The organism is Gottschalkia purinilytica, from assembly GCF_001190785.1.
GTDB lineage: Bacteria > Bacillota > Clostridia > Tissierellales > Gottschalkiaceae > Gottschalkia_A > Gottschalkia_A purinilytica.
The window spans coordinates 83,321-101,419 of record NZ_LGSS01000010.1 but is presented as its reverse complement, the minus strand read 5'-3'; the positions used below and the strand labels follow the sequence as shown (position 1 = coordinate 101,419).

The window sequence follows — 18,099 nt, the reverse complement described above, 5'->3', positions numbered from 1 at the left end:
AGGGTAACTGATTCTATATAAAAATATCAAAATATATTATTTAATGTTATTTTTAGAGTATAACTCTACTATTAAATGTTCTTGAATTGGAAGATCTACGTCTTCTCTTGAAGGTTCAGCAACGATCTTTCCTGATAATTTTTCTGCATCAACTTGTAACCATGATGGTGTATTTCCTTGATGGTTTTCTTGAATTTCTTTGAACTTAGGTGAATTTTTACTTTTTTCTTTAACTTCTATAACATCACCAACATTCATTAGATATGAAGGTATATCAACTTTCTTACCATTTACTGTAAAGTGTCCATGGATTACTAATTGTCTTGCTTCTGCTCTCGATGCAGCTAATCCTAATCTATATACAACATTATCTAATCTTAGTTCTAATATTTTTAATAAATTTTCACCTGTTATTCCTTGAGCTTTATCAGCCATTTTGAAGTATTTTCTCATTGGGGCTTCTAAAACACCATAATATCTACGAACTTTTTGTTTTTCTCTTAATTGAGTTCCATAGTCTGATAATTTCTTTCTGCTTTGTCCATGTTGTCCTGGAGCATATGTTCTTCTAGCTACTGGACATTTATCTGTATAACATTTATCACCCTTTAAGTAGAGCTTTTGTCCTTCTCTACGACAAAGTCTACATACTGGTCCTGTGTATCTTGCCATCCTGTGCACCTCCTGTAACTAATTTATTAGACTCTTCTACGTTTAGGTGGTCTACAACCATTATGTGGTATTGGAGTTGTATCCTTTATTAAACTAACTTCTAATCCAGCTGCTTGTAATGATCTTATAGCAGCTTCTCTTCCTGATCCTGGTCCTTTAACATATACTTCTACAGTTTTTAATCCATGTTCCATTGCTTTTTTAGCAGCTTCTTCAGCAGCCATTTGAGCAGCGAATGGAGTTGATTTTTTTGAGCCTCTGAATCCTAGTTGCCCTGCGCTAGCCCATGAAAGAACATTTCCGTTTGCATCTGTTAATGTTACCATTGTGTTATTGAAAGTTGATCTTATATGAGCTTGACCTCTTTCTACATTTTTACGCTCTCTTCTTTTAACACGAGTTTTAACACCTTTTTTAGCCACTCACAGTCCCTCCTTTTCTACTATTTCTTCTTACCTTTACTTACAAGCTTTTTAGGACCTTTTCTTGTTCTTGCATTATTCTTAGTATTTTGTCCTCTTACAGGTAATCCTCTTCTATGTCTATATCCTCTATAGCTTCCGATTTCTCTTAATCTTTTGATGTTTAACGCTACTTCTCTTCTTAGGTCACCTTCTACCATGTAAGTGTCTATTGTACTTCTTAATTCGTTAACTTCAGATTCAGTTAAATCTCTAACTCTTGTATCAGGATTAACACCTGCTTTTGCTAGTATTTCATTCGATCTTGATCTACCGATACCGTAGATATATGTTAATCCAATTTCAACTCTTTTATCTCTTGGTAAGTCTACACCAGCAATTCTAGCCATTTGAATTTACACCTCCCAATGCTGTACTTAGATAGTCTCAACCAATTATATGGTCTCTATCAAAAAAATTTTAAAATTTATTTTAAAGCAGCCGCGATTTCAAACTAACATCACCAAAATAATATTATACTAAAAATTTTAACAAACAACTAGACTATTTTATATTAAATTAGCCTTGTTTTTGTTTATGTCTAGGATTTTCACAGATAACCATTACTTTTCCTTTTCTTCTAATGATTTGACATTTTTCGCATATCTTTTTAACTGATGGTCTTACTTTCATGGTAATCCCTCCTTGCTTTGCTTGTTACTTGTTACGCCAAGTTATTCTTCCTCTTGTTAAGTCATAAGGTGATAACTCTATAGTAACCTTGTCACCTGGTAATATTCTAATGAAATTCATTCTAAGTTTACCAGATATATGAGCTAATATTTCGTGACCATTTTCAAGTTTAACTTTAAACATGGTATTTGGAAGAGCTTCAACTACGGTCCCTTCTACCTCTATAATATCCTTTTTAGACATTAGGTAATCGAACCTCCCGTTCAATCAATTTAGATTTCTTTATTAAAAGGCTCTAATATTTTTCTTACATAAGCATTATTTATTTTCTCATTATTTTCAAGCTTATCTTTAAAATCTTTTAATATTGAGTTATATATTACTAGGTGCCTTATTTTTTTCTTTTTAGGATTACTCAGTTTTCTATATTTACCATCAACAATAGATACATATTGCTCATCTATTATGCTATTAATGATAAAAACTTTACCTTTATCCCTACCAGCTTTAGATCTTACCACTTGACCTATATTAATATCATTAGTGGTTTCCATAAGTTTCACCTCTCGTATGGATTATAACGAAGTTAGTATTAATGGTTCATCGTTAGTAATAGCTATAGTGTGTTCATAATGTGCTGAGTTTTTGTTATCAACCGTTACTACTGTCCAGTTATCACTTAATACATTTACTCTATAAGTTCCTACGTTTACCATAGGTTCTATTGCTAAGACCATACCAGCTTGCAGTCTAGGTCCTTTTCCTGGAGGACCAAAGTTAGGTATTTGAGGTTCCTCATGCATATTTTGACCTATACCATGACCAACAAAATCTTTGACTACAGAAAATCCATTACTTTCTACATATTTTTGTATAGCATGCGATATATCTGTAAGTCTATAGCCTACCTTAGCAAATTTTATTCCTTCATAGAATGACTGTCTAGTGACTTCTATAAGTTTCTTATCTTCATCAGATATTTCACCAACTGGATAAGTTTTAGCTCCATCTCCATAATATCCATCAACTATTGAGCCTATATCTATACTAATAATATCTCCATTTTTTAACTTTTTTAACCCAGGAATTCCATGTACTACTTCTTCATTTACTGATGCACATATACTTCCCGGAAATCCATTATAACCCTTAAAAGCAGGTATAGCACCTTTTTCTTTAATAAACTTCTCTGCAGCTTCATCAAGTTCCTTAGTTGTTATACCAGGCTTGATTATTTCTTTGAGAAAGGCATGGGTTTCAGCTACAACCCTTCCTGCCATTCTCATTTTCTCAATTTCTCGTTGACTCTTTAATATTATCATTACTTATCGCTCCCTAAAGCATTTACTATGTCAGAAAAGACCTTATCAATATCTTGTTTTCCATCAATGTTTACTAACACACCTTTTTTTTCATAGTAATCAATTAGGGGTTTAGTTTGTTCTAAATAAACTTCTATTCTTTTAGTTACTGTTTCTACTGTATCGTCTTCTCTTTGATAAAGCTCACCACCACAAGCATCACATTTTCCTTCAGCTTTCGTAGGATTAAATTTGATATGGTAGGTAGCTCCACATTCTTTACATATTCTTCTTCCTACTGCTCTTTCGATCAGCTCTTCTTTAGTTACATCTATATTTATAACTTTATCTAGACAATATTCTAAGTTTTTAATCTCTATATCTAAAGCATCTGCCTGCGCTACTGTTCTTGGAAATCCATCTAGTAAAAATCCTTCTTTACAATCTTCTTCTACTAGTCTATCTTTCACGATAGCTACCACTAACTCATCAGGAACTAGTAGTCCTTGATCCATATACTCTTTAGCTTTTTTACCTAATTCAGTTCCTTCACTAATGTTCTTTCTGAATATATCCCCTGTTGATATATGTGGTATTCCATATTTTTTAACTATACCTGATGCTTGAGTTCCTTTTCCAGCTCCAGGTGGTCCTAATAAAATAAGTCTCAATTATATCATCTCCTAAGGAGTTAATATTTTACTTTAAGAAACCTTTGTAGTGTCTAGTAAGCATTTGTGATTCTATCTGTTTCATAGTCTCTAATGCAACTCCTACAACGATTAATAATCCTGTACCACCAAAGTGGATTTTTAATCTTACTATCGCTTCTACAATAACTGGAAGTGTAGCTATTATAGCTAATGTTACTGCTCCAGCAAGTGTTATCTTTGATATAACTTTACTTAAATAATCAGATGTTGGCTTTCCTGGTCTTATTCCAGGTATAAATCCACCATACTGTTTCAAGTTATTCGCATATTCAATAGGATTAAATTGAACAGCTGTATAGAAATATGTGAAGAAAATTATCAGAATTACATTTAATATTGAGTATATCCAAATTCCCGCTGTTCCGTTAAGTGTCAAATAATTTTTAACAAACTCAGCAAAATTACCTTTAAAGAACAATGCTATAATTTGCGGGAAATTTAATAATGAAGTTGAAAATATAACTGGAATAACACCAGCCATTAATACTTTTATAGGTATATGTGTACTTTGTCCTCCGTACATTTTTCTACCTACAACTCTTTTAGCATACTGAACAGGAATCTTTCTTTGTCCTTCCTGTATAGCTATAACTGCAACTATTATAATTAAAGCTATTACTAAGAAAGCCAATATAGAAAGTATCTTCGCTTCCCCAGCTTTATAAAGTTGGAATATTTTTATTACTCCACCAGGTGCTCTTGACACGATTCCCACAAATATTAACAACGATATTCCATTTCCTATACCTTTTTCAGTAATCTGTTGTCCTAACCACATTAGGAAAGCAGTACCTGCAGTTAAAGTAATAACTATAACTGCTACTGAAATAAAGCTCTTATCAACTATAGCTTGATTGAAAAATCCTACACTAAGGCCTAACGCCTGAACTATTGCCAATACTATCGTCAAATATTTAGTATACTTGGATATTTTCTTTCTACCTTCGTCTCCCTCTTTAGCTAACGATTCTAAACTCGGTATTGCTATAGTAAGCAATTGCAGTATAATCGAAGCTGTAATATAAGGATATATGTTCAGTGCAAAGATAGTAAAGTCTTTAAAGGCTCCCCCTGCCATCAAGTTAAGAAAATCTAATAGCCCTCCTGATTGCTGATTAAACATTTGAGCTATTACCTCTTTATTTACCCCTGGCACAGGAATGCTAGATCCCAGTCTAAATATAAACAACATGAATAATGTAAATAACATTTTCTTTCTTAGCTCTGGAATCTTCCAAGCATTTTTAAGAGTTGATAGCAATTTAAATCACCTCTACTTTTCCCCCATTTGCCTCTATCTTTTCAGCAGCAGATTTGCTGAATTTATTAGCTTTGACAGTTAATTTTTTATTTAACTCACCGTTTCCTAAAATCTTAACTCCATCTTCTAACTTCTTGATAAGACCTGATTCAATTAGTAGTTCTGGAGTTATTTCTGTATTATCATCGAATCTGTTTAAATCTTCAAGATTTACTATAACATATTTTGTAGCAAATATATTTGTAAATCCTCTTTTAGGTAGTCTTCTATATAAAGGCATTTGCCCTCCTTCGAAGCCAGGTCTTACACCACCACCTGAACGTGACTTTTGACCTTTTTGTCCTCTACCGGCAGTTTTTCCTTGTCCAGTAGCTGTACCTCTACCTAATCTTTTAGTATTTTTGCTTCCTCCACCTACGTTCGGTCTTAATTGATGTAATTTCATGCTTTACACCTCCTCTATTTTAAGATCATATTATTCAGTAACTTCAACCATATGCTTAACTTTTTCTACCATACCTCTGATTTGAGGAGTATCTTCTTTTTCAACTATTTGACCAATTTTTCTTAATCCAAGAGCTTCAATTGTTCTAACTTGCTTTTCTGATCTTCCTATTTTACTTCTTATTAATTTTATTTGTATTTTAGCCAAGGTGCTTCCCCCCTAACCTAGTAACTCTTCTACAGTTTTTCCTCTTAGCTTAGCAACTTCTTCAGCTTTCTTAAGTTGACTTAAAGCTTGCATAGTTGCATTAACCATGTTTCTTGGATTATTGGAGCCTAAAGACTTACCTCTTAAGTCTCTTATACCAGCTAATTCTATAACCGCACGAACTGGACCACCTGCGATAACTCCAGTACCTTCTGCAGCTGGTTTTAATAAAACTTTACCTGCTCCAAATTCTCCTATAGTTTCATGAGGAATTGTTGTTCCAACCATAGGTACTTTTATTATATGTTTTTTAGCATCTTGGATTGCTTTTCTTATAGCTTCAGGAACTTCTAAGGCTTTAGCCATTCCTACGCCAACGTGCCCATTCTCATCACCAACAACTACAAGGGCACTGAATCTAAAGTTTCTACCACCTTTAACAACTTTAGTTACACGATTTATGCTTACTACGCTTTCTTTTAAATCTAATTCGTTAGCATCAATACGTCCACGGCTCATTTTTTTCCCTCCTTCGTCCTAGAATCTTAATCCTGCTTCTCTTGCTCCATCAGCAAGTTCTTTTACTCTTCCATGGTATAAGTATCCGCCTCTATCAAAAACAACTGTTTCAATTCCTTTTTCTAAGGCTTTTTTAGCTACAAGTTTTCCTACTTCTTTAGCTGCTTCCTTATTACCAGTTGATGATACTTTTTCTTTCAGCTCTTTATCTAAAGTTGAAGCTGAAATTAAAGTTTTTCCAGCAACGTCATCAATTATTTGTGCGTATATATGATTAAGACTTCTGTACACATTTAATCTTGGTCTCTCAGGAGTTCCATTTACAGTTTTTCTTACTCTCATATGTCTCTTTTGTCTCTTTTTGTTACTGTTCACTTTTTTAAGCACCTGCTATCACTCCCTTCTTATTCCTACTTACCTGTCTTACCTTCCTTACGTCTTACCACTTCGTTTTCATATCTTATACCTTTACCTTTATATGGCTCAGGTTTTCTTAATTCTCTTATTACTGCAGCATAGTTACCAACTTTTTGCTTATCTATACCTTTTATTATAATTTTATTGTTTGAAGGAACTTCTACTTCTATTCCTTCTGGATCTTCCATTTCTACTGGATGAGAAAATCCTAAGCTTAGCACTAATTTTTTACCTTGTTTTTGTGCACGGTAACCTACACCAACGATGTCTAATGTTTTTACATATCCATCACTAACACCTTCAATCATGTTAGCTATTAAAGTTCTAGTTAAACCATGTAATGATCTATGGTTTTTTCTGTCACTTGGACGAGTTACATTGATTACATTATCTTCTACATTTATACCTAAGTCTTTGCTAACTTGTTGTTCTAACGTTCCTTTTGGTCCTTTTACCACAACATAGTTATTAGCATCAACTTTGAAATCTACTCCACTTGGAATAGTTATTGGCTTTAATCCTATCCTTGACATAGTTGCACCTCCCGTTCATTAGTTTATGTTAATTTATTACCATACGTAGCAGATTACTTCTCCACCTACTGCTTCTTTTCTTGCTACTTTATCAGTAACTATCCCCTTTGATGTTGAAAGAACTGCTATACCAAGTCCGCCTAATACTCTTGGTATCTCATCACTTTTAACATAAACTCTTAATCCTGGCTTTGATATTCTTTTAAGTCCAGTTATTATTTTTTCATTATCTTTTCCGTATTTCAACTGTACTCTTATGATTCCTTGCTTACCATCTTCTATTACATCAAACCCTTTTATGAAACCTTCTTCTAATAAAATATTAGCTAATGATTTTTTCATATTAGAAGCCGGAATATCTACAGTATCATGTTTTGCATTATTGCTATTTCTAATTCTTGTAAGCATATCTGCTATTGGATCTGTCATAACCATTACAGTCTACCTCCTTCCATTTTAAGACTCATTACCAGCTTGCTTTTCTAACCCCAGGAATTTCACCTTTATATGCTAAATCTCTAAAGCAAATACGACAAATTCCAAACTTTCTTAAGTAAGCATGAGGTCTACCGCAAATTTTACATCTATTATACTCTCTTGAGCTATACTTTTGTTTTCTTTTTTGTTTGATTACCATAGCTTTTTTAGCCATTAGTTTCCCCTCCTTCTCTACTTTTTAAAGGGCATTCCCATAAGAGTTAAGAACTCCTTGGCTTCTTCATCTGTTTCAGCTGTAGTCACAACTATAACATCTAATCCTTTTATACTATCAACTTTATCATATTCAATTTCAGGGAAAATTAATTGCTCTTTAATACCTAAAGCGTAGTTTCCTCTTCCGTCGAAAGATGTATTAGATACTCCTCTAAAGTCTCTTACCCTTGGTAGAGCAATATTCATTAATTTATCAAGGAATTCGTACATTTTTTCTCCTCTTAATGTAACCTTAGCCCCTACTGGCATACCTTCACGAAGCTTGAAGTTAGCAATAGATTTTCTTGCTCTAGTTACTACAGGTTTTTGTCCTGTTATAAGCCCTAATTCTTCTGTTGCTGATTCTAGGATTTTTGGGTTTTCTCTAGCTTCCCCAAGACCCATGTTTAAAATTATTTTTTCTAATTTTGGTACTTGCATTATATTTTTATATTGGAATTTTTCCATTAGAGCTGGAACAACTTCCTTACTATATTTTTCTTTTAAACGTGCAGTCATTATCGTGAACCTCCTTTCGGCGTTAATACTTATTAGTCTAGAACTTCACCACATTTTTTACATACTCTTACTTTGTTTCCGTTCTCTATTTTAGCTCCTACTTTAACACCTTTTTTGTCTTTATTACAATATAACATTACATTTGATGCATGAATTGCACCTTCTTGTTCAATTCTTCCACCTTGTTGCATTTGTTGAGTTGGTTTTTTGTGTTTAGTAACTATATTTACACCTTCAACAATAACTCTATTTTTCTTTGGTAAAGATGTTAGCACTTTTCCTACTTTACCTTTATCTTTTCCAGCTATAACAACAACTGTATCACCTTTTTTTACATGCATTATCCTACACCTCCTCTTATAGTACTTCAGGTGCTAATGATATTATTTTCATGAAGTTTCCTTCTCTTAGCTCTCTTGAAACTGGTCCAAAGATACGAGTACCTACTGGTGATCTATCTTCTTTTATAACAACAGCAGCATTTTCATCAAATTTGATGTAGCTTCCGTCTTTTCTTCTTATTCCTTTAGTTGTTCTTACCACAACTGCCTTAACTACGTCACCTTTTTTCACAACACCGCCTGGCGTTGCACTTTTAACTGAAGCAACTACTATGTCACCTATGTTAGCATATCTTCTATTTGATCCACCTAATACTCTGATTACTAATAGTTCTTTAGCTCCAGAGTTATCTCCAACTTTTAAACGTGATTCATTTTGAACCATCTTATATGACCTCCTTTCACAACCGTAAGGATTACTTAGCTTTTTCTATAATTTCAACTAGTCTCCATCTTTTTTCTCTACTTAACGGTCTAGTTTCCATTATTTTTACTGTATCGCCTATTCCACATTCATTATTTTCATCGTGACACTTAAACTTAGTTGTTCTTTTCACTTGTTTCCCATAAAGTGGATGTGACACAAAAGTTTCTACCGCAACAACTGCAGTTTTATCCATTTTGTCACTTACAACACGGCCTGTTCTAACTTTTCTATTTCCTCTTTCCATCTTGGTTAGCCCTCCTTTCGAAACTATTATGCGTTAGCTTCCTGTATTTCTCTTTGTCTTATTACAGTTTTTACACGGGCAATATCTTTTCTAACTGCTTTTATTCTCATAGGGTTATCAAGTTGACCTGTAGCTAATTGAAATCTTAAATTGAATAATTCAGTTTTTAACTCTACTAATTTACTTCCTAACTCTTGACTAGTCAGTTCACGAACTTCATTAGCTTTCATTAGCTTCACCACCCTCTTCATTCGCATCTTGGCGTGTGATAAATTTACATTTTATTGGCAGTTTATGCATAGCTAGTCTCATAGCCTCTCTTGCCACATCTTCTGCTACACCGGACATTTCAAATAATACTCTACCTGGCTTAACTACAGCTACCCAATATTCTGGTGATCCTTTACCAGAACCCATACGAGTTTCAGCAGGTTTTTGAGTTATTGGTTTATCAGGGAATATCTTAATCCAGATTTTACCCCCTCTTTTTACGTATCTTGTCATAGCTCTTCTGGCAGCTTCTATTTGATTAGATGTAATCCAAGCTGGTTCTAAAGCCTGTAATGCATAATCACCGTAAGTTATCTTATTTCCACGAGTAGCTTTACCTGTCATTCTACCTCTGTGTACTCTACGACGCTTTACTCTTTTAGGCATTAACATAACTATTTCCTCCCTTCCTACGCAATTTAGTTATTATTTTTCAGTGCTTTTTTCCTTACTTTCTACTTTTGAAGTAGGAAGAACTTCACCTTTATATAACCAAACTTTTACTCCTATTTTTCCATAAGTTGTATCTGCTTCAGCAAATCCATAATCAATATCTGCTCTTATTGTTTGAAGTGGTATAGTTCCTTCACTATATCCTTCTGTTCTAGCCATATCAGCTCCACCAAGTCTTCCTGATACAGAAGTTTTGATACCTTTAATTCCTGCTCTCATACTTCTTTGTATAGATTGCTTCATAGCTCTTCTGAAAGAAATTCTTCTTTCTAATTGTCCAGCTATATTTTCAGCTACTAATTGAGCATCTAATTCCGGAACTTTTATTTCTTCAACATTAACTGAAACATTTTTCTTAGTTAGCTTTTCTAGTTCTTTTCTAAGTTGCTCTACTCCTTGACCGCCTTTACCTATAACCATTCCTGGTTTAGCAGTATTTATCGTAACTTTAACTCTATTAGCCGCTCTTTCAATTTCAATTCTTGATACACCAGCAATTAATAGTCTTTTTTTAACGTGCTTACGGATTTTATTGTCTTCTACTAAGTATTCTCCAAAATCTTTTTTGTCAGCATACCATTTAGAATCCCAATCCTTTATTACACCAACTCTAAGTCCGTGTGGATTTACTTTTTGACCCATGTACTATCCCTCCTTCTTGTCTTATTCTCTTTCTCCAAGAACTACACCTACGTGGCTTGTTCTTTTTAATATTTGATACGCTCTACCTTGCGATCTAGGTCTCCATCTTTTTAATGTAGGTCCTTGATTTGCGTATGCTTCCGATATATATAAAGTTTCTCTATCCATATCAAAGTTATTTTCTGCATTAGCAACAGCTGATTTTAGAACTTTTTCTAGTATTTTAGCACCTCTTTTAGGTGTAAACTTTAATATAGCAAGTGCCTCATCAACACTTTTACCTCTTATCTCAGCAGCTACTAAGTTCACCTTTCTTGGGGCAATACGCACATATTTGGCGATAGCTCTAGCTTCCACTCGAAGTCCCTCCTTTTTCTTCTATCTTAATGAAGTTGATCTTTCTGTTTGTCCTGCATGTCCTTTGAATGTTCTTGTAGGAGCAAATTCACCTAACTTATGACCAACCATATCTTCAGTTATATAAACTGGCACGTGCTTTCTTCCATCGTGAACAGCTATTGTGTGTCCTATCATTTGTGGAAATATAGTCGAACGACGTGACCATGTTTTGATAACTTTCTTATCATTTTTTTCATTTAACTCTTCTACTTTTTTTAATAAGTGCCCATCACAAAATGGTCCTTTTTTTAGAGATCTACCCATTTATGTTCCTCCTTTCAGCACATACTTTTATATTAAGCAACATCTATAAAACTATTTTTTTCTACTTCTAACGATGTATTTGTCTGATTTTTTATTTTTCTTACGAGTTTTATATCCAAGTGCTGGTTTACCCCATGGTGTAACTGGAGACGGTCTACCGATAGGTGTTCTACCTTCACCACCACCGTGTGGATGGTCATTAGGGTTCATAACACTACCTCTAACAGTTGGTCTGAATCCCATATGTCTCTTTCTACCAGCTTTACCTATTGTGATATTTTCATGATCAATGTTTCCAACTTGACCAATTGTAGCTCTACACTCAACTCTTATTAATCTAAATTCTCCTGATGGAAGTCTTAATTGAGCATAATTTCCTTCTTTAGCCATCAATTGAGCTGAATTACCAGCAGATCTTACTAATTGAGCACCTTTTCCAGCCTTTAATTCTATGTTATGAACAACAGTACCTACTGGAATATTCTTAAGTGGTAATGCATTACCTACTTTGATATCTGCATCTACACCTGATTCTATAACATCTCCTACGTTTAATCCATGTGGAGCAATTATATATCTTTTTTCACCATCTACATAGTTAATTAAAGCAATATTTGCTGATCTATTTGGATCATATTCTATAGAAGCAACTTTTCCCGGTATGCCATCTTTATTTCTTTTGAAATCTATAACTCTATATTTTCTTTTAGCTCCACCACCTCTATGGCGAACTGTTATTTTACCATGAGCATTCCTACCGGCTTTTCTAGTTAGGTTAACAGTTAATGATTTTTCCGGTTCCGACTTTGTTATTTCTTCAAAAGTGGAAACTGTCATTTGCCTAATACCTGGTGATGTTGGCTTGAATTTTTTAATACCCATGTCTGTTCCCTCCTCTTACTTTATTCTTTGCAATTACATTCCTTCAAAGAATTCGATGCCTTTACTGTCAGCAGTTAAAGTAACGATAGCTTTTTTCCAACTAGCTCTTCTACCTACATGAACACCCATTCTTTTCATTTTACCTTGCATATTCATAGTGTTTACTTGTTCTACTTTAACTCCGAATACTTTTTCTATAGCATTTTTTATTTCAGTCTTGTTAGCTTTTTTATCAACAACAAAAGTATACTTACCTTCTGACATGTTGCTCATACTTTGCTCAGTAACAACTGGCTTTATGATAATGTCGTGTGGGCTACGCATTATGCATACACCTCCTCCACTTTTTTAACAGCTTCCTTAGTTATTATGAAAGAATCATATTTTAATATATCATATACGTTTAAAGTATTAACTAATGTAGTTTCTACTCCTGGAATGTTGTTAGCTGATTTAACAACATTTTCATCTTTTTCAGCCATTACAACTAATGCTTTTTTAGCTGAGTTTACGCTTTTTAATATATTTACCATATCTTTTGTTTTTGGTTGCGCTAAACTTAATTCATCTAGAACTATTATTTCACTATTTTCTACTTTTGAACTTAAAGCACACTTCATAGCTAGTTTTCTAACTTTTTTAGGTACTTTATAGCTATAGTCTCTTGGTTTCGGAGCAAATACAACTCCACCACCTACCCATTGTGGGGCTCTTATACTTCCTTGACGAGCTCTACCTGTTCCTTTTTGTCTCCATGGCTTTCTACCGCCACCTCTTACTTCTGCTCTTGTTTTAGCTGATTGAGTTCCTTGTCTTTTATTTGCAAGTTGACTTTTAACAACTTCGTATATTACGTGCTCATTAACTTCAACTCCAAATACAGCATCACTCAATTCTATATCGCCAATCTGTTGACCTGATACGTTATATAATGCTACCTTAGGCATAGTAACATCCTCCTTTCTTCAGAACTTACCTTATTTTGAAGCTTTAACGCTTTGTTTTATTGTTAATAATCCACCTTTTGGTCCTGGAACAGCTCCTCTAACTAAAATGTAGTTCTTTTCAGAGTCTACTCTTACTACTTCAAGGTTTTGAACTGTTACATTTTCGTGTCCCATATGACCTGGTAACTTTCTTCCTTTAAATACTCTTCCAGGATAAGTAGCCGCACTTAAAGCTCCTACTCCTCTATGGTATTTAGAACCGTGACTCATTGGTCCTCTACTTTGATTATGTCTTTTAATAGAACCTTGGAATCCTTTACCTTTTGAAACACCACTTACGTCTATTTTATCGCCTTCAGCGAAGACATCAGCTTTTATTTCTTGTCCTACCTCATATTGGTCCACGTTTTCTAATCTAACTTCTCTTAAAACTTTTTTATAGTTAAGATTTGATTTATCGAAATGACCTTTTAATGGCTTGTTTATTCTTCTCTCTTTAACTTCACCATAACCTATTTGTATAGCATTGTATCCATCTTTTTCTACAGTTTTCTTTTGAACAACTACTATAGGTCCTGCTTCGACTACTGTAACAGGTATAACTGTTCCATCTTCAGTAAATATCTGAGTCATACCAATTTTTTTACCTAATATTGTTTTCACACTAAACACCTCCTAAAGTCTTACAGCGGATTACACTATTGTGTAATCATACTAAGCAGAGTGTTTGTTTTATCTCTACTTATAATTTAATTTCTATATCTACACCTGCTGGTAAGTTAAGTCTCATTAGAGAGTCAACTGTCTTTGATGTAGGGCTTAGAATATCAATTAATCTCTTATGAGTTCTTTGTTCAAATTGCTCTCTAGAGTCTTTGTACTTGTGTACAGCTCTTAAAATTGTAATAACTTGTTTTTCTGTTGGAAGAGGTATAGGTCCTGAAACGTTAGCACCTGTTCTCTTAGCAGTTTCTACAATTTTTTGTGCTGATGAGTCAAGTAACTCATGATCATAAGCTTTTAATCTAATTCTAATTTTTTGTTTGTTTGACATTAAAATTCCCTCCTTCTATCGCATGCTAATATCCTACATGCGACAATGATCGCCGATACACTCAACCGGGTGTGTTGTATTTAAACGGTAAATTACCTCGGCAACCTGTCGCCCGATTCTAAGCCGGACATTCTCAACAAAAATTACCTTAGTTCTAAATATCTAAGCAACCTTTTGTCTCATCGCATGTCAACCACATACCATACTATTTTATAGTATATCTCTATAAAACTCAAGCCTTTTTATAAATTTTTTTTATTTTTTTCTAAGTTTAATAATAAAAGAGAGGGTATACCCCTCTCCTTTATTCATCTATTTGAATTCTAGCCGTTGTTACACATTTATATACGTTGTTACACAAATACTAATATTAAATCTATCTATTTATTTAAAAGCTTTGAGTCACTAAAAATTATCCTAAGATCTCAGTAACTACTCCAGCTCCTACTGTTCTACCACCTTCACGAATAGCGAATCTTAATCCTTCTTCCATCGCAATTGGTGTTATTAATTCTATTGTGAATGTTGCGTTATCTCCTGGCATTACCATTTCTACGCCTTCATTTAATTTGATTGATCCTGTTACGTCTGTTGTTCTGAAGTAGAATTGTGGTCTGTATCCATCAAAGAATGGTGTATGTCTTCCACCTTCTTCTTTTCCTAATACGTATACTTCTGACTTAAATTTTGTATGTGGTGTTATTGTTCCTGGTTTTGCTAATACTTGACCTCTTTCGATCTCGTCTCTTTGCACACCTCTTAATAATGCTCCTATGTTATCTCCTGCTTGCGCTTCGTCTAATAACTTTCTGAACATTTCAATTCCTGTACATACTACTGTTCTTGATTCTTCTGTTAATCCTATGATTTCTAAGTTATCTTGTACTTTTAATACTCCTCTTTCTACTCTTCCTGTTGCAACTGTTCCTCTACCTGTAATTGAGAATACGTCTTCTACTGGCATTAAGAATGTTTTGTCTGTATCTCTTTCTGGTGTTGGGATTGTTTCGTCTACTACTTTCATTAATTCTACGATTTTGTCTCCCCATTCTCCGTCTGGATCTTCTACTGCTTTTAATGCTGATCCTACTACGATTGGTGTGTTATCTCCATCGAATTCATATTCGCTTAATAATTCTCTTACTTCCATTTCTACTAGTTCGATTAGTTCTTCGTCGTTTACCATGTCTGCTTTGTTTAAGAATACTACTATTTTAGGTACTCCTACTTGTTTTGATAGTAATATATGCTCTCTTGTTTGTGGCATTGGACCATCTGCTGCTGAACATACTAAGATAGCTCCGTCCATTTGTGCTGCTCCTGTAATCATGTTCTTTACGTAGTCAGCATGGCCTGGACAGTCTACGTGTGCATAGTGTCTAGCATCTGTTTCATATTCAACGTGTGATGTTGATATTGTTATTCCTCTTTCTCTTTCTTCTGGAGCTTTATCTATATTATCGTATGCTACTCCTTCTCCTGTTCCAAATCTTTTGTTTAATACGATTGTGATTGCTGCTGTTAATGTTGTTTTACCGTGGTCAACGTGTCCTATTGTTCCTATGTTTACGTGTGGCTTATTTCTTTCAAATTTTGCTTTTCCCATTTTTATTCCTCCTTACCTTTATACAAAATTAAAATTTATTTAAATTATTTATTCATTATTTTTTCAGCTATACTATTTGGAAGTGATTCATAATGATCAAATACCATTGAATACGTTCCACGACCTTGAGTATTTGAACGAAGGTCTGTTGCATATCCAAACATTTCTGAAAGTGGTACAAATGCTCTGATAATTTGAGCACCTGATCTTGATTCCATACCTTCAACTCTACCTCTTCTTGAGTTTAAGTCTCCGATAACATCTCCCATGTACTCTTCTGGTACAGTAACTTCAACTCTCATGTATGGTTCAAGAATTACTGGACTAGCTTTTTTCATACCCTCTTTAAATGCCATAGAACCGGCAATTTTAAATGCCATTTCTGAAGAGTCAACATCATGATATGAACCATCATAAAGTGTAACTCTAAAGTCTAATACTGGATATCCTGCTAATATACCATTTTGCATAGCTTCTTGGATACCATTATCAACAGCTGGAATATATTCTTTAGGAATAGCTCCTCCAGTTATCTTATTAACAAACTCATAACCTTCACCAGGTTCTCTTGGTTCCATCTTAATTTTAACATGACCATATTGTCCACGACCACCAGATTGTCTAGCATATTTAGCTTCAACATCGGCTGGCTTAGTAATTGATTCTTTATAAGCTACTTGTGGACTACCTACATTAGCTTCAACTTTGAACTCTCTTAAAAGTCTATCTACGATAATCTCTAAGTGAAGCTCACCCATACCACCAATGATTGTTTGACCAGTTTCTTGATTAGTATAAGTTCTAAAAGTAGGATCTTCTTCAGCTAATTTTGCTAAAGCTATACCCATTTTATCTTGACCAGCTTTAGTTTTTGGCTCTATAGCAACCTCAATAACTGGTTCTGGGAATTCCATTGATTCTAGTATAATTGGATGATTTTCATCACAAAGAGTATCTCCAGTAGTTGTATCTTTAAGACCTACTGCTGCTGCTATATCTCCAGAATAAACTCTTTCGATTTCTTCTCTTTTATTAGCATGCATTTGTAGTATACGACCGATTCTTTCTTTTTTACCTTTTGTTGAGTTTAATACATATGAACCTGATTCAAGAATTCCAGAATAAACTCTGAAAAAGGCTAACTTACCAACATAAGGGTCAGTCATAATTTTAAATGCTAATGCAGCAAATGGTTCTTCATCAGATGAATGTCTTTCATCTTCTTCATCTGAGTTAGGCTTAACTCCTTTTATAGATGCAACATCTGTAGGTGCTGGCATGAAGTCTATAACACCATCTAGTAATGATTGAACACCTTTGTTTTTATACGCTGATCCACAGAAAACAGGAGTTATTTGTACTGATAGTGTAGCTTTTCTTATTGCATCTTTAATTTCATCTACACTAATTTCTTCTCCTTCTAAGTACTTCATCATAAGCTCTTCATTTTGATCAGCTATAGCTTCTAATAAAGCCTCTCTATATTCTTCTGCTTCAGCTTTCATGTCTTCAGGTATTTCTACTACATCAAATTGCATTCCAAGATCATCTTTGTAAACAATAGCATTCATATTTACAAGGTCAACCATTCCAACAAAAGTATCTTCCTTACCTATAGGTAATTGAAGTGGAACAGCGTTAGTTCTTAATCTCTCTTTCATCATATCAACTGCTCTATAAAAATCAGCACCTAATATATCCATTTTGTTTACAAATGCTAAACGTGGTACTCCATATTTATCTGCTTGACGCCAAACAGTTTCTGATTGCGGCTCAACTCCACCTTTTGCACAGAAAACTGCTACTGCACCATCGAGAACACGAAGAGATCTTTCTACTTCAACAGTGAAATCCACGTGTCCTGGCGTATCTATGATATTTACTCTATGATTCTTCCATTGAGCTGTAGTAGCCGCAGAAGTTATAGTAATTCCTCTTTCTTGTTCTTGCTCCATCCAGTCCATAGTAGCTGAACCTTCATGAGTCTCACCTATCTTATGAGTTCTTCCTGTATAGAACAAAATTCTTTCGGTAGTTGTTGTTTTTCCAGCATCAATGTGAGCCATGATACCGATGTTTCTAGTTTTTTCTAGGGAAAATTCTCTAGGCACAGTATTCCTCCTTTCTTCTACTGTTTACAACACTGCATATAGGTTTTCCGCAAAATATATTTATAATCATATTTTCGACAGTATC

General features: G+C 34.2%; 32 protein-coding genes. All 32 read right to left on the bottom strand.

The window, feature by feature from the left end:
• Positions 1-36: 36 nt before the first annotated feature.
• The gene (gene rpsD, locus CLPU_RS10895; RefSeq protein WP_050355693.1) at positions 37-672 is read right to left on the bottom strand and encodes a 30S ribosomal protein S4; all 636 of its coding nucleotides are present in this window, start codon (positions 670-672) and stop codon (positions 37-39) included.
• Between the two features lie 26 nt (positions 673-698).
• On the bottom strand, positions 699-1,094 hold the full coding sequence (rpsK, locus tag CLPU_RS10890; protein WP_050355692.1) for a 30S ribosomal protein S11: 396 nt from the start codon (positions 1,092-1,094) through the stop codon (positions 699-701).
• Between the two features lie 20 nt (positions 1,095-1,114).
• Positions 1,115-1,483: a 30S ribosomal protein S13 gene (rpsM, locus tag CLPU_RS10885; protein WP_050355691.1), complete on the bottom strand. Its 369-nt coding sequence runs from the start codon at positions 1,481-1,483 to the stop codon at positions 1,115-1,117.
• 169 nt (positions 1,484-1,652) lie between these two features.
• Positions 1,653-1,766 (bottom strand): 50S ribosomal protein L36, encoded by a 114-nt coding sequence (gene rpmJ, locus CLPU_RS10880; protein ID WP_041701799.1) that lies wholly within the window; start codon positions 1,764-1,766, stop codon positions 1,653-1,655.
• A 24-nt stretch (positions 1,767-1,790) separates the two neighbouring features.
• The gene (gene infA, locus CLPU_RS10875) at positions 1,791-2,009 is read right to left on the bottom strand and encodes a translation initiation factor IF-1 (protein WP_050355690.1); all 219 of its coding nucleotides are present in this window, start codon (positions 2,007-2,009) and stop codon (positions 1,791-1,793) included.
• Positions 2,010-2,038: 29 nt separating this feature from the next.
• Positions 2,039-2,320, bottom strand: a complete 282-nt coding sequence (locus CLPU_RS10870; RefSeq protein WP_050355689.1) for a KOW domain-containing RNA-binding protein — start codon at positions 2,318-2,320, stop codon at positions 2,039-2,041.
• Positions 2,321-2,341: 21 nt separating this feature from the next.
• Positions 2,342-3,088, bottom strand: coding sequence for a type I methionyl aminopeptidase (map, locus tag CLPU_RS10865; protein WP_050355688.1), 747 nt, complete (start codon positions 3,086-3,088; stop codon positions 2,342-2,344).
• Positions 3,088-3,738 carry an adenylate kinase gene (locus tag CLPU_RS10860; protein ID WP_050355687.1) on the bottom strand — a complete coding sequence of 217 codons (651 nt, stop codon included), beginning with the start codon at positions 3,736-3,738 and terminating at the stop codon, positions 3,088-3,090. The genes map and CLPU_RS10860 overlap by 1 nt, the downstream gene beginning before the upstream one ends.
• Before the next feature lie 28 nt (positions 3,739-3,766).
• On the bottom strand, positions 3,767-5,041 hold the full coding sequence (gene secY / locus CLPU_RS10855) for a preprotein translocase subunit SecY (protein ID WP_050355686.1): 1,275 nt from the start codon (positions 5,039-5,041) through the stop codon (positions 3,767-3,769).
• 1 nt (position 5,042) lies between these two features.
• Entirely contained in the window at positions 5,043-5,486 is a 444-nt protein-coding gene (gene rplO / locus CLPU_RS10850) for a 50S ribosomal protein L15 (protein ID WP_050355685.1), read from the bottom strand.
• Positions 5,487-5,516: 30 nt separating this feature from the next.
• Positions 5,517-5,693, bottom strand: coding sequence for a 50S ribosomal protein L30 (rpmD, locus tag CLPU_RS10845; RefSeq protein ID WP_050355684.1), 177 nt, complete (start codon positions 5,691-5,693; stop codon positions 5,517-5,519).
• A gap of 12 nt (positions 5,694-5,705) precedes the next feature.
• Entirely contained in the window at positions 5,706-6,212 is a 507-nt protein-coding gene (gene rpsE, locus CLPU_RS10840) for a 30S ribosomal protein S5 (RefSeq protein WP_050355683.1), read from the bottom strand.
• 18 nt (positions 6,213-6,230) lie between these two features.
• Positions 6,231-6,599 carry a 50S ribosomal protein L18 gene (gene rplR, locus CLPU_RS10835; RefSeq protein WP_050355682.1) on the bottom strand — a complete coding sequence of 123 codons (369 nt, stop codon included), beginning with the start codon at positions 6,597-6,599 and terminating at the stop codon, positions 6,231-6,233.
• A 23-nt stretch (positions 6,600-6,622) separates the two neighbouring features.
• On the bottom strand, positions 6,623-7,162 hold the full coding sequence (gene rplF / locus CLPU_RS10830) for a 50S ribosomal protein L6 (RefSeq protein ID WP_050355681.1): 540 nt from the start codon (positions 7,160-7,162) through the stop codon (positions 6,623-6,625).
• 36 nt (positions 7,163-7,198) lie between these two features.
• Entirely contained in the window at positions 7,199-7,597 is a 399-nt protein-coding gene (rpsH, locus tag CLPU_RS10825) for a 30S ribosomal protein S8 (protein WP_050355680.1), read from the bottom strand.
• Between the two features lie 31 nt (positions 7,598-7,628).
• Complete coding sequence (locus tag CLPU_RS10820) at positions 7,629-7,814, bottom strand: type Z 30S ribosomal protein S14 (RefSeq protein WP_050355679.1); 186 nt, start codon at positions 7,812-7,814, stop codon at positions 7,629-7,631.
• A 17-nt stretch (positions 7,815-7,831) separates the two neighbouring features.
• Positions 7,832-8,374, bottom strand: coding sequence for a 50S ribosomal protein L5 (rplE, locus tag CLPU_RS10815; protein ID WP_050355678.1), 543 nt, complete (start codon positions 8,372-8,374; stop codon positions 7,832-7,834).
• Between the two features lie 32 nt (positions 8,375-8,406).
• Positions 8,407-8,715, bottom strand: a complete 309-nt coding sequence (rplX, locus tag CLPU_RS10810) for a 50S ribosomal protein L24 (protein WP_050355677.1) — start codon at positions 8,713-8,715, stop codon at positions 8,407-8,409.
• Positions 8,716-8,731: 16 nt separating this feature from the next.
• On the bottom strand, positions 8,732-9,100 hold the full coding sequence (rplN, locus tag CLPU_RS10805) for a 50S ribosomal protein L14 (protein WP_050355676.1): 369 nt from the start codon (positions 9,098-9,100) through the stop codon (positions 8,732-8,734).
• 31 nt (positions 9,101-9,131) lie between these two features.
• Positions 9,132-9,386 (bottom strand): 30S ribosomal protein S17, encoded by a 255-nt coding sequence (gene rpsQ / locus CLPU_RS10800; RefSeq protein ID WP_050355675.1) that lies wholly within the window; start codon positions 9,384-9,386, stop codon positions 9,132-9,134.
• A gap of 26 nt (positions 9,387-9,412) precedes the next feature.
• Positions 9,413-9,616 carry a 50S ribosomal protein L29 gene (gene rpmC, locus CLPU_RS10795; RefSeq protein WP_050355674.1) on the bottom strand — a complete coding sequence of 68 codons (204 nt, stop codon included), beginning with the start codon at positions 9,614-9,616 and terminating at the stop codon, positions 9,413-9,415.
• Positions 9,606-10,049 carry a 50S ribosomal protein L16 gene (gene rplP / locus CLPU_RS10790; protein WP_050355673.1) on the bottom strand — a complete coding sequence of 148 codons (444 nt, stop codon included), beginning with the start codon at positions 10,047-10,049 and terminating at the stop codon, positions 9,606-9,608. The genes rpmC and rplP overlap by 11 nt, the downstream gene beginning before the upstream one ends.
• Before the next feature lie 33 nt (positions 10,050-10,082).
• Complete coding sequence (gene rpsC, locus CLPU_RS10785; protein WP_050355672.1) at positions 10,083-10,751, bottom strand: 30S ribosomal protein S3; 669 nt, start codon at positions 10,749-10,751, stop codon at positions 10,083-10,085.
• A gap of 21 nt (positions 10,752-10,772) precedes the next feature.
• Positions 10,773-11,108: a 50S ribosomal protein L22 gene (gene rplV, locus CLPU_RS10780; RefSeq protein WP_050355671.1), complete on the bottom strand. Its 336-nt coding sequence runs from the start codon at positions 11,106-11,108 to the stop codon at positions 10,773-10,775.
• 21 nt (positions 11,109-11,129) lie between these two features.
• Positions 11,130-11,414 carry a 30S ribosomal protein S19 gene (gene rpsS, locus CLPU_RS10775; RefSeq protein ID WP_050355670.1) on the bottom strand — a complete coding sequence of 95 codons (285 nt, stop codon included), beginning with the start codon at positions 11,412-11,414 and terminating at the stop codon, positions 11,130-11,132.
• 51 nt (positions 11,415-11,465) lie between these two features.
• Positions 11,466-12,296 (bottom strand): 50S ribosomal protein L2, encoded by an 831-nt coding sequence (gene rplB, locus CLPU_RS10770; RefSeq protein ID WP_050355669.1) that lies wholly within the window; start codon positions 12,294-12,296, stop codon positions 11,466-11,468.
• Between the two features lie 33 nt (positions 12,297-12,329).
• Entirely contained in the window at positions 12,330-12,620 is a 291-nt protein-coding gene (gene rplW, locus CLPU_RS10765; RefSeq protein ID WP_050355668.1) for a 50S ribosomal protein L23, read from the bottom strand.
• Entirely contained in the window at positions 12,620-13,243 is a 624-nt protein-coding gene (gene rplD, locus CLPU_RS10760) for a 50S ribosomal protein L4 (RefSeq protein WP_050355667.1), read from the bottom strand. Before rplD ends, rplW begins: the two co-directional genes overlap by 1 nt.
• Before the next feature lie 30 nt (positions 13,244-13,273).
• Complete coding sequence (rplC, locus tag CLPU_RS10755; RefSeq protein ID WP_082154185.1) at positions 13,274-13,906, bottom strand: 50S ribosomal protein L3; 633 nt, start codon at positions 13,904-13,906, stop codon at positions 13,274-13,276.
• 79 nt (positions 13,907-13,985) lie between these two features.
• A complete protein-coding gene (gene rpsJ, locus CLPU_RS10750) occupies positions 13,986-14,297 on the bottom strand; it encodes a 30S ribosomal protein S10 (RefSeq protein ID WP_050355666.1) in 312 nt (103 codons plus the stop codon).
• 412 nt (positions 14,298-14,709) lie between these two features.
• Positions 14,710-15,903, bottom strand: a complete 1,194-nt coding sequence (gene tuf / locus CLPU_RS10745; RefSeq protein ID WP_050355652.1) for an elongation factor Tu — start codon at positions 15,901-15,903, stop codon at positions 14,710-14,712.
• A 44-nt stretch (positions 15,904-15,947) separates the two neighbouring features.
• Positions 15,948-18,014 carry an elongation factor G gene (fusA, locus tag CLPU_RS10740; RefSeq protein ID WP_050355665.1) on the bottom strand — a complete coding sequence of 689 codons (2,067 nt, stop codon included), beginning with the start codon at positions 18,012-18,014 and terminating at the stop codon, positions 15,948-15,950.
• Positions 18,015-18,099 lie beyond the last annotated feature (85 nt).

What these genes read in the sequence shown, in the direction of transcription:
- rpsD (WP_050355693.1), bottom strand. Translation starts at nt 672, where the DNA reads ATGGCAAGATACACAGGACCAGTATGTAGACTTTGTCGTAGAGAAGGA.
- rpsM (WP_050355691.1), bottom strand. Translation starts at nt 1,483, where the DNA reads ATGGCTAGAATTGCTGGTGTAGACTTACCAAGAGATAAAAGAGTTGAA.
- rpmJ (WP_041701799.1), bottom strand. Translation starts at nt 1,766, where the DNA reads ATGAAAGTAAGACCATCAGTTAAAAAGATATGCGAAAAATGTCAAATC.
- infA (WP_050355690.1), bottom strand. Translation starts at nt 2,009, where the DNA reads ATGTCTAAAAAGGATATTATAGAGGTAGAAGGGACCGTAGTTGAAGCT.
- CLPU_RS10870 (WP_050355689.1), bottom strand. Translation starts at nt 2,320, where the DNA reads ATGGAAACCACTAATGATATTAATATAGGTCAAGTGGTAAGATCTAAA.
- map (WP_050355688.1), bottom strand. Translation starts at nt 3,088, where the DNA reads ATGATAATATTAAAGAGTCAACGAGAAATTGAGAAAATGAGAATGGCA.
- rplO (WP_050355685.1), bottom strand. Translation starts at nt 5,486, where the DNA reads ATGAAATTACATCAATTAAGACCGAACGTAGGTGGAGGAAGCAAAAAT.
- rpsE (WP_050355683.1), bottom strand. Translation starts at nt 6,212, where the DNA reads ATGAGCCGTGGACGTATTGATGCTAACGAATTAGATTTAAAAGAAAGC.
- rplF (WP_050355681.1), bottom strand. Translation starts at nt 7,162, where the DNA reads ATGTCAAGGATAGGATTAAAGCCAATAACTATTCCAAGTGGAGTAGAT.
- rpsH (WP_050355680.1), bottom strand. Translation starts at nt 7,597, where the DNA reads ATGGTTATGACAGATCCAATAGCAGATATGCTTACAAGAATTAGAAAT.
- CLPU_RS10820 (WP_050355679.1), bottom strand. Translation starts at nt 7,814, where the DNA reads ATGGCTAAAAAAGCTATGGTAATCAAACAAAAAAGAAAACAAAAGTAT.
- rplE (WP_050355678.1), bottom strand. Translation starts at nt 8,374, where the DNA reads ATGACTGCACGTTTAAAAGAAAAATATAGTAAGGAAGTTGTTCCAGCT.
- rplX (WP_050355677.1), bottom strand. Translation starts at nt 8,715, where the DNA reads ATGCATGTAAAAAAAGGTGATACAGTTGTTGTTATAGCTGGAAAAGAT.
- rplN (WP_050355676.1), bottom strand. Translation starts at nt 9,100, where the DNA reads ATGGTTCAAAATGAATCACGTTTAAAAGTTGGAGATAACTCTGGAGCT.
- rpsQ (WP_050355675.1), bottom strand. Translation starts at nt 9,386, where the DNA reads ATGGAAAGAGGAAATAGAAAAGTTAGAACAGGCCGTGTTGTAAGTGAC.
- rpmC (WP_050355674.1), bottom strand. Translation starts at nt 9,616, where the DNA reads ATGAAAGCTAATGAAGTTCGTGAACTGACTAGTCAAGAGTTAGGAAGT.
- rplP (WP_050355673.1), bottom strand. Translation starts at nt 10,049, where the DNA reads ATGTTAATGCCTAAAAGAGTAAAGCGTCGTAGAGTACACAGAGGTAGA.
- rpsC (WP_050355672.1), bottom strand. Translation starts at nt 10,751, where the DNA reads ATGGGTCAAAAAGTAAATCCACACGGACTTAGAGTTGGTGTAATAAAG.
- rpsS (WP_050355670.1), bottom strand. Translation starts at nt 11,414, where the DNA reads ATGGGTAGATCTCTAAAAAAAGGACCATTTTGTGATGGGCACTTATTA.
- rplB (WP_050355669.1), bottom strand. Translation starts at nt 12,296, where the DNA reads ATGGGTATTAAAAAATTCAAGCCAACATCACCAGGTATTAGGCAAATG.
- rplW (WP_050355668.1), bottom strand. Translation starts at nt 12,620, where the DNA reads ATGCGTAGCCCACACGACATTATCATAAAGCCAGTTGTTACTGAGCAA.
- rplD (WP_050355667.1), bottom strand. Translation starts at nt 13,243, where the DNA reads ATGCCTAAGGTAGCATTATATAACGTATCAGGTCAACAGATTGGCGAT.
- rpsJ (WP_050355666.1), bottom strand. Translation starts at nt 14,297, where the DNA reads ATGTCAAACAAACAAAAAATTAGAATTAGATTAAAAGCTTATGATCAT.
- tuf (WP_050355652.1), bottom strand. Translation starts at nt 15,903, where the DNA reads ATGGGAAAAGCAAAATTTGAAAGAAATAAGCCACACGTAAACATAGGA.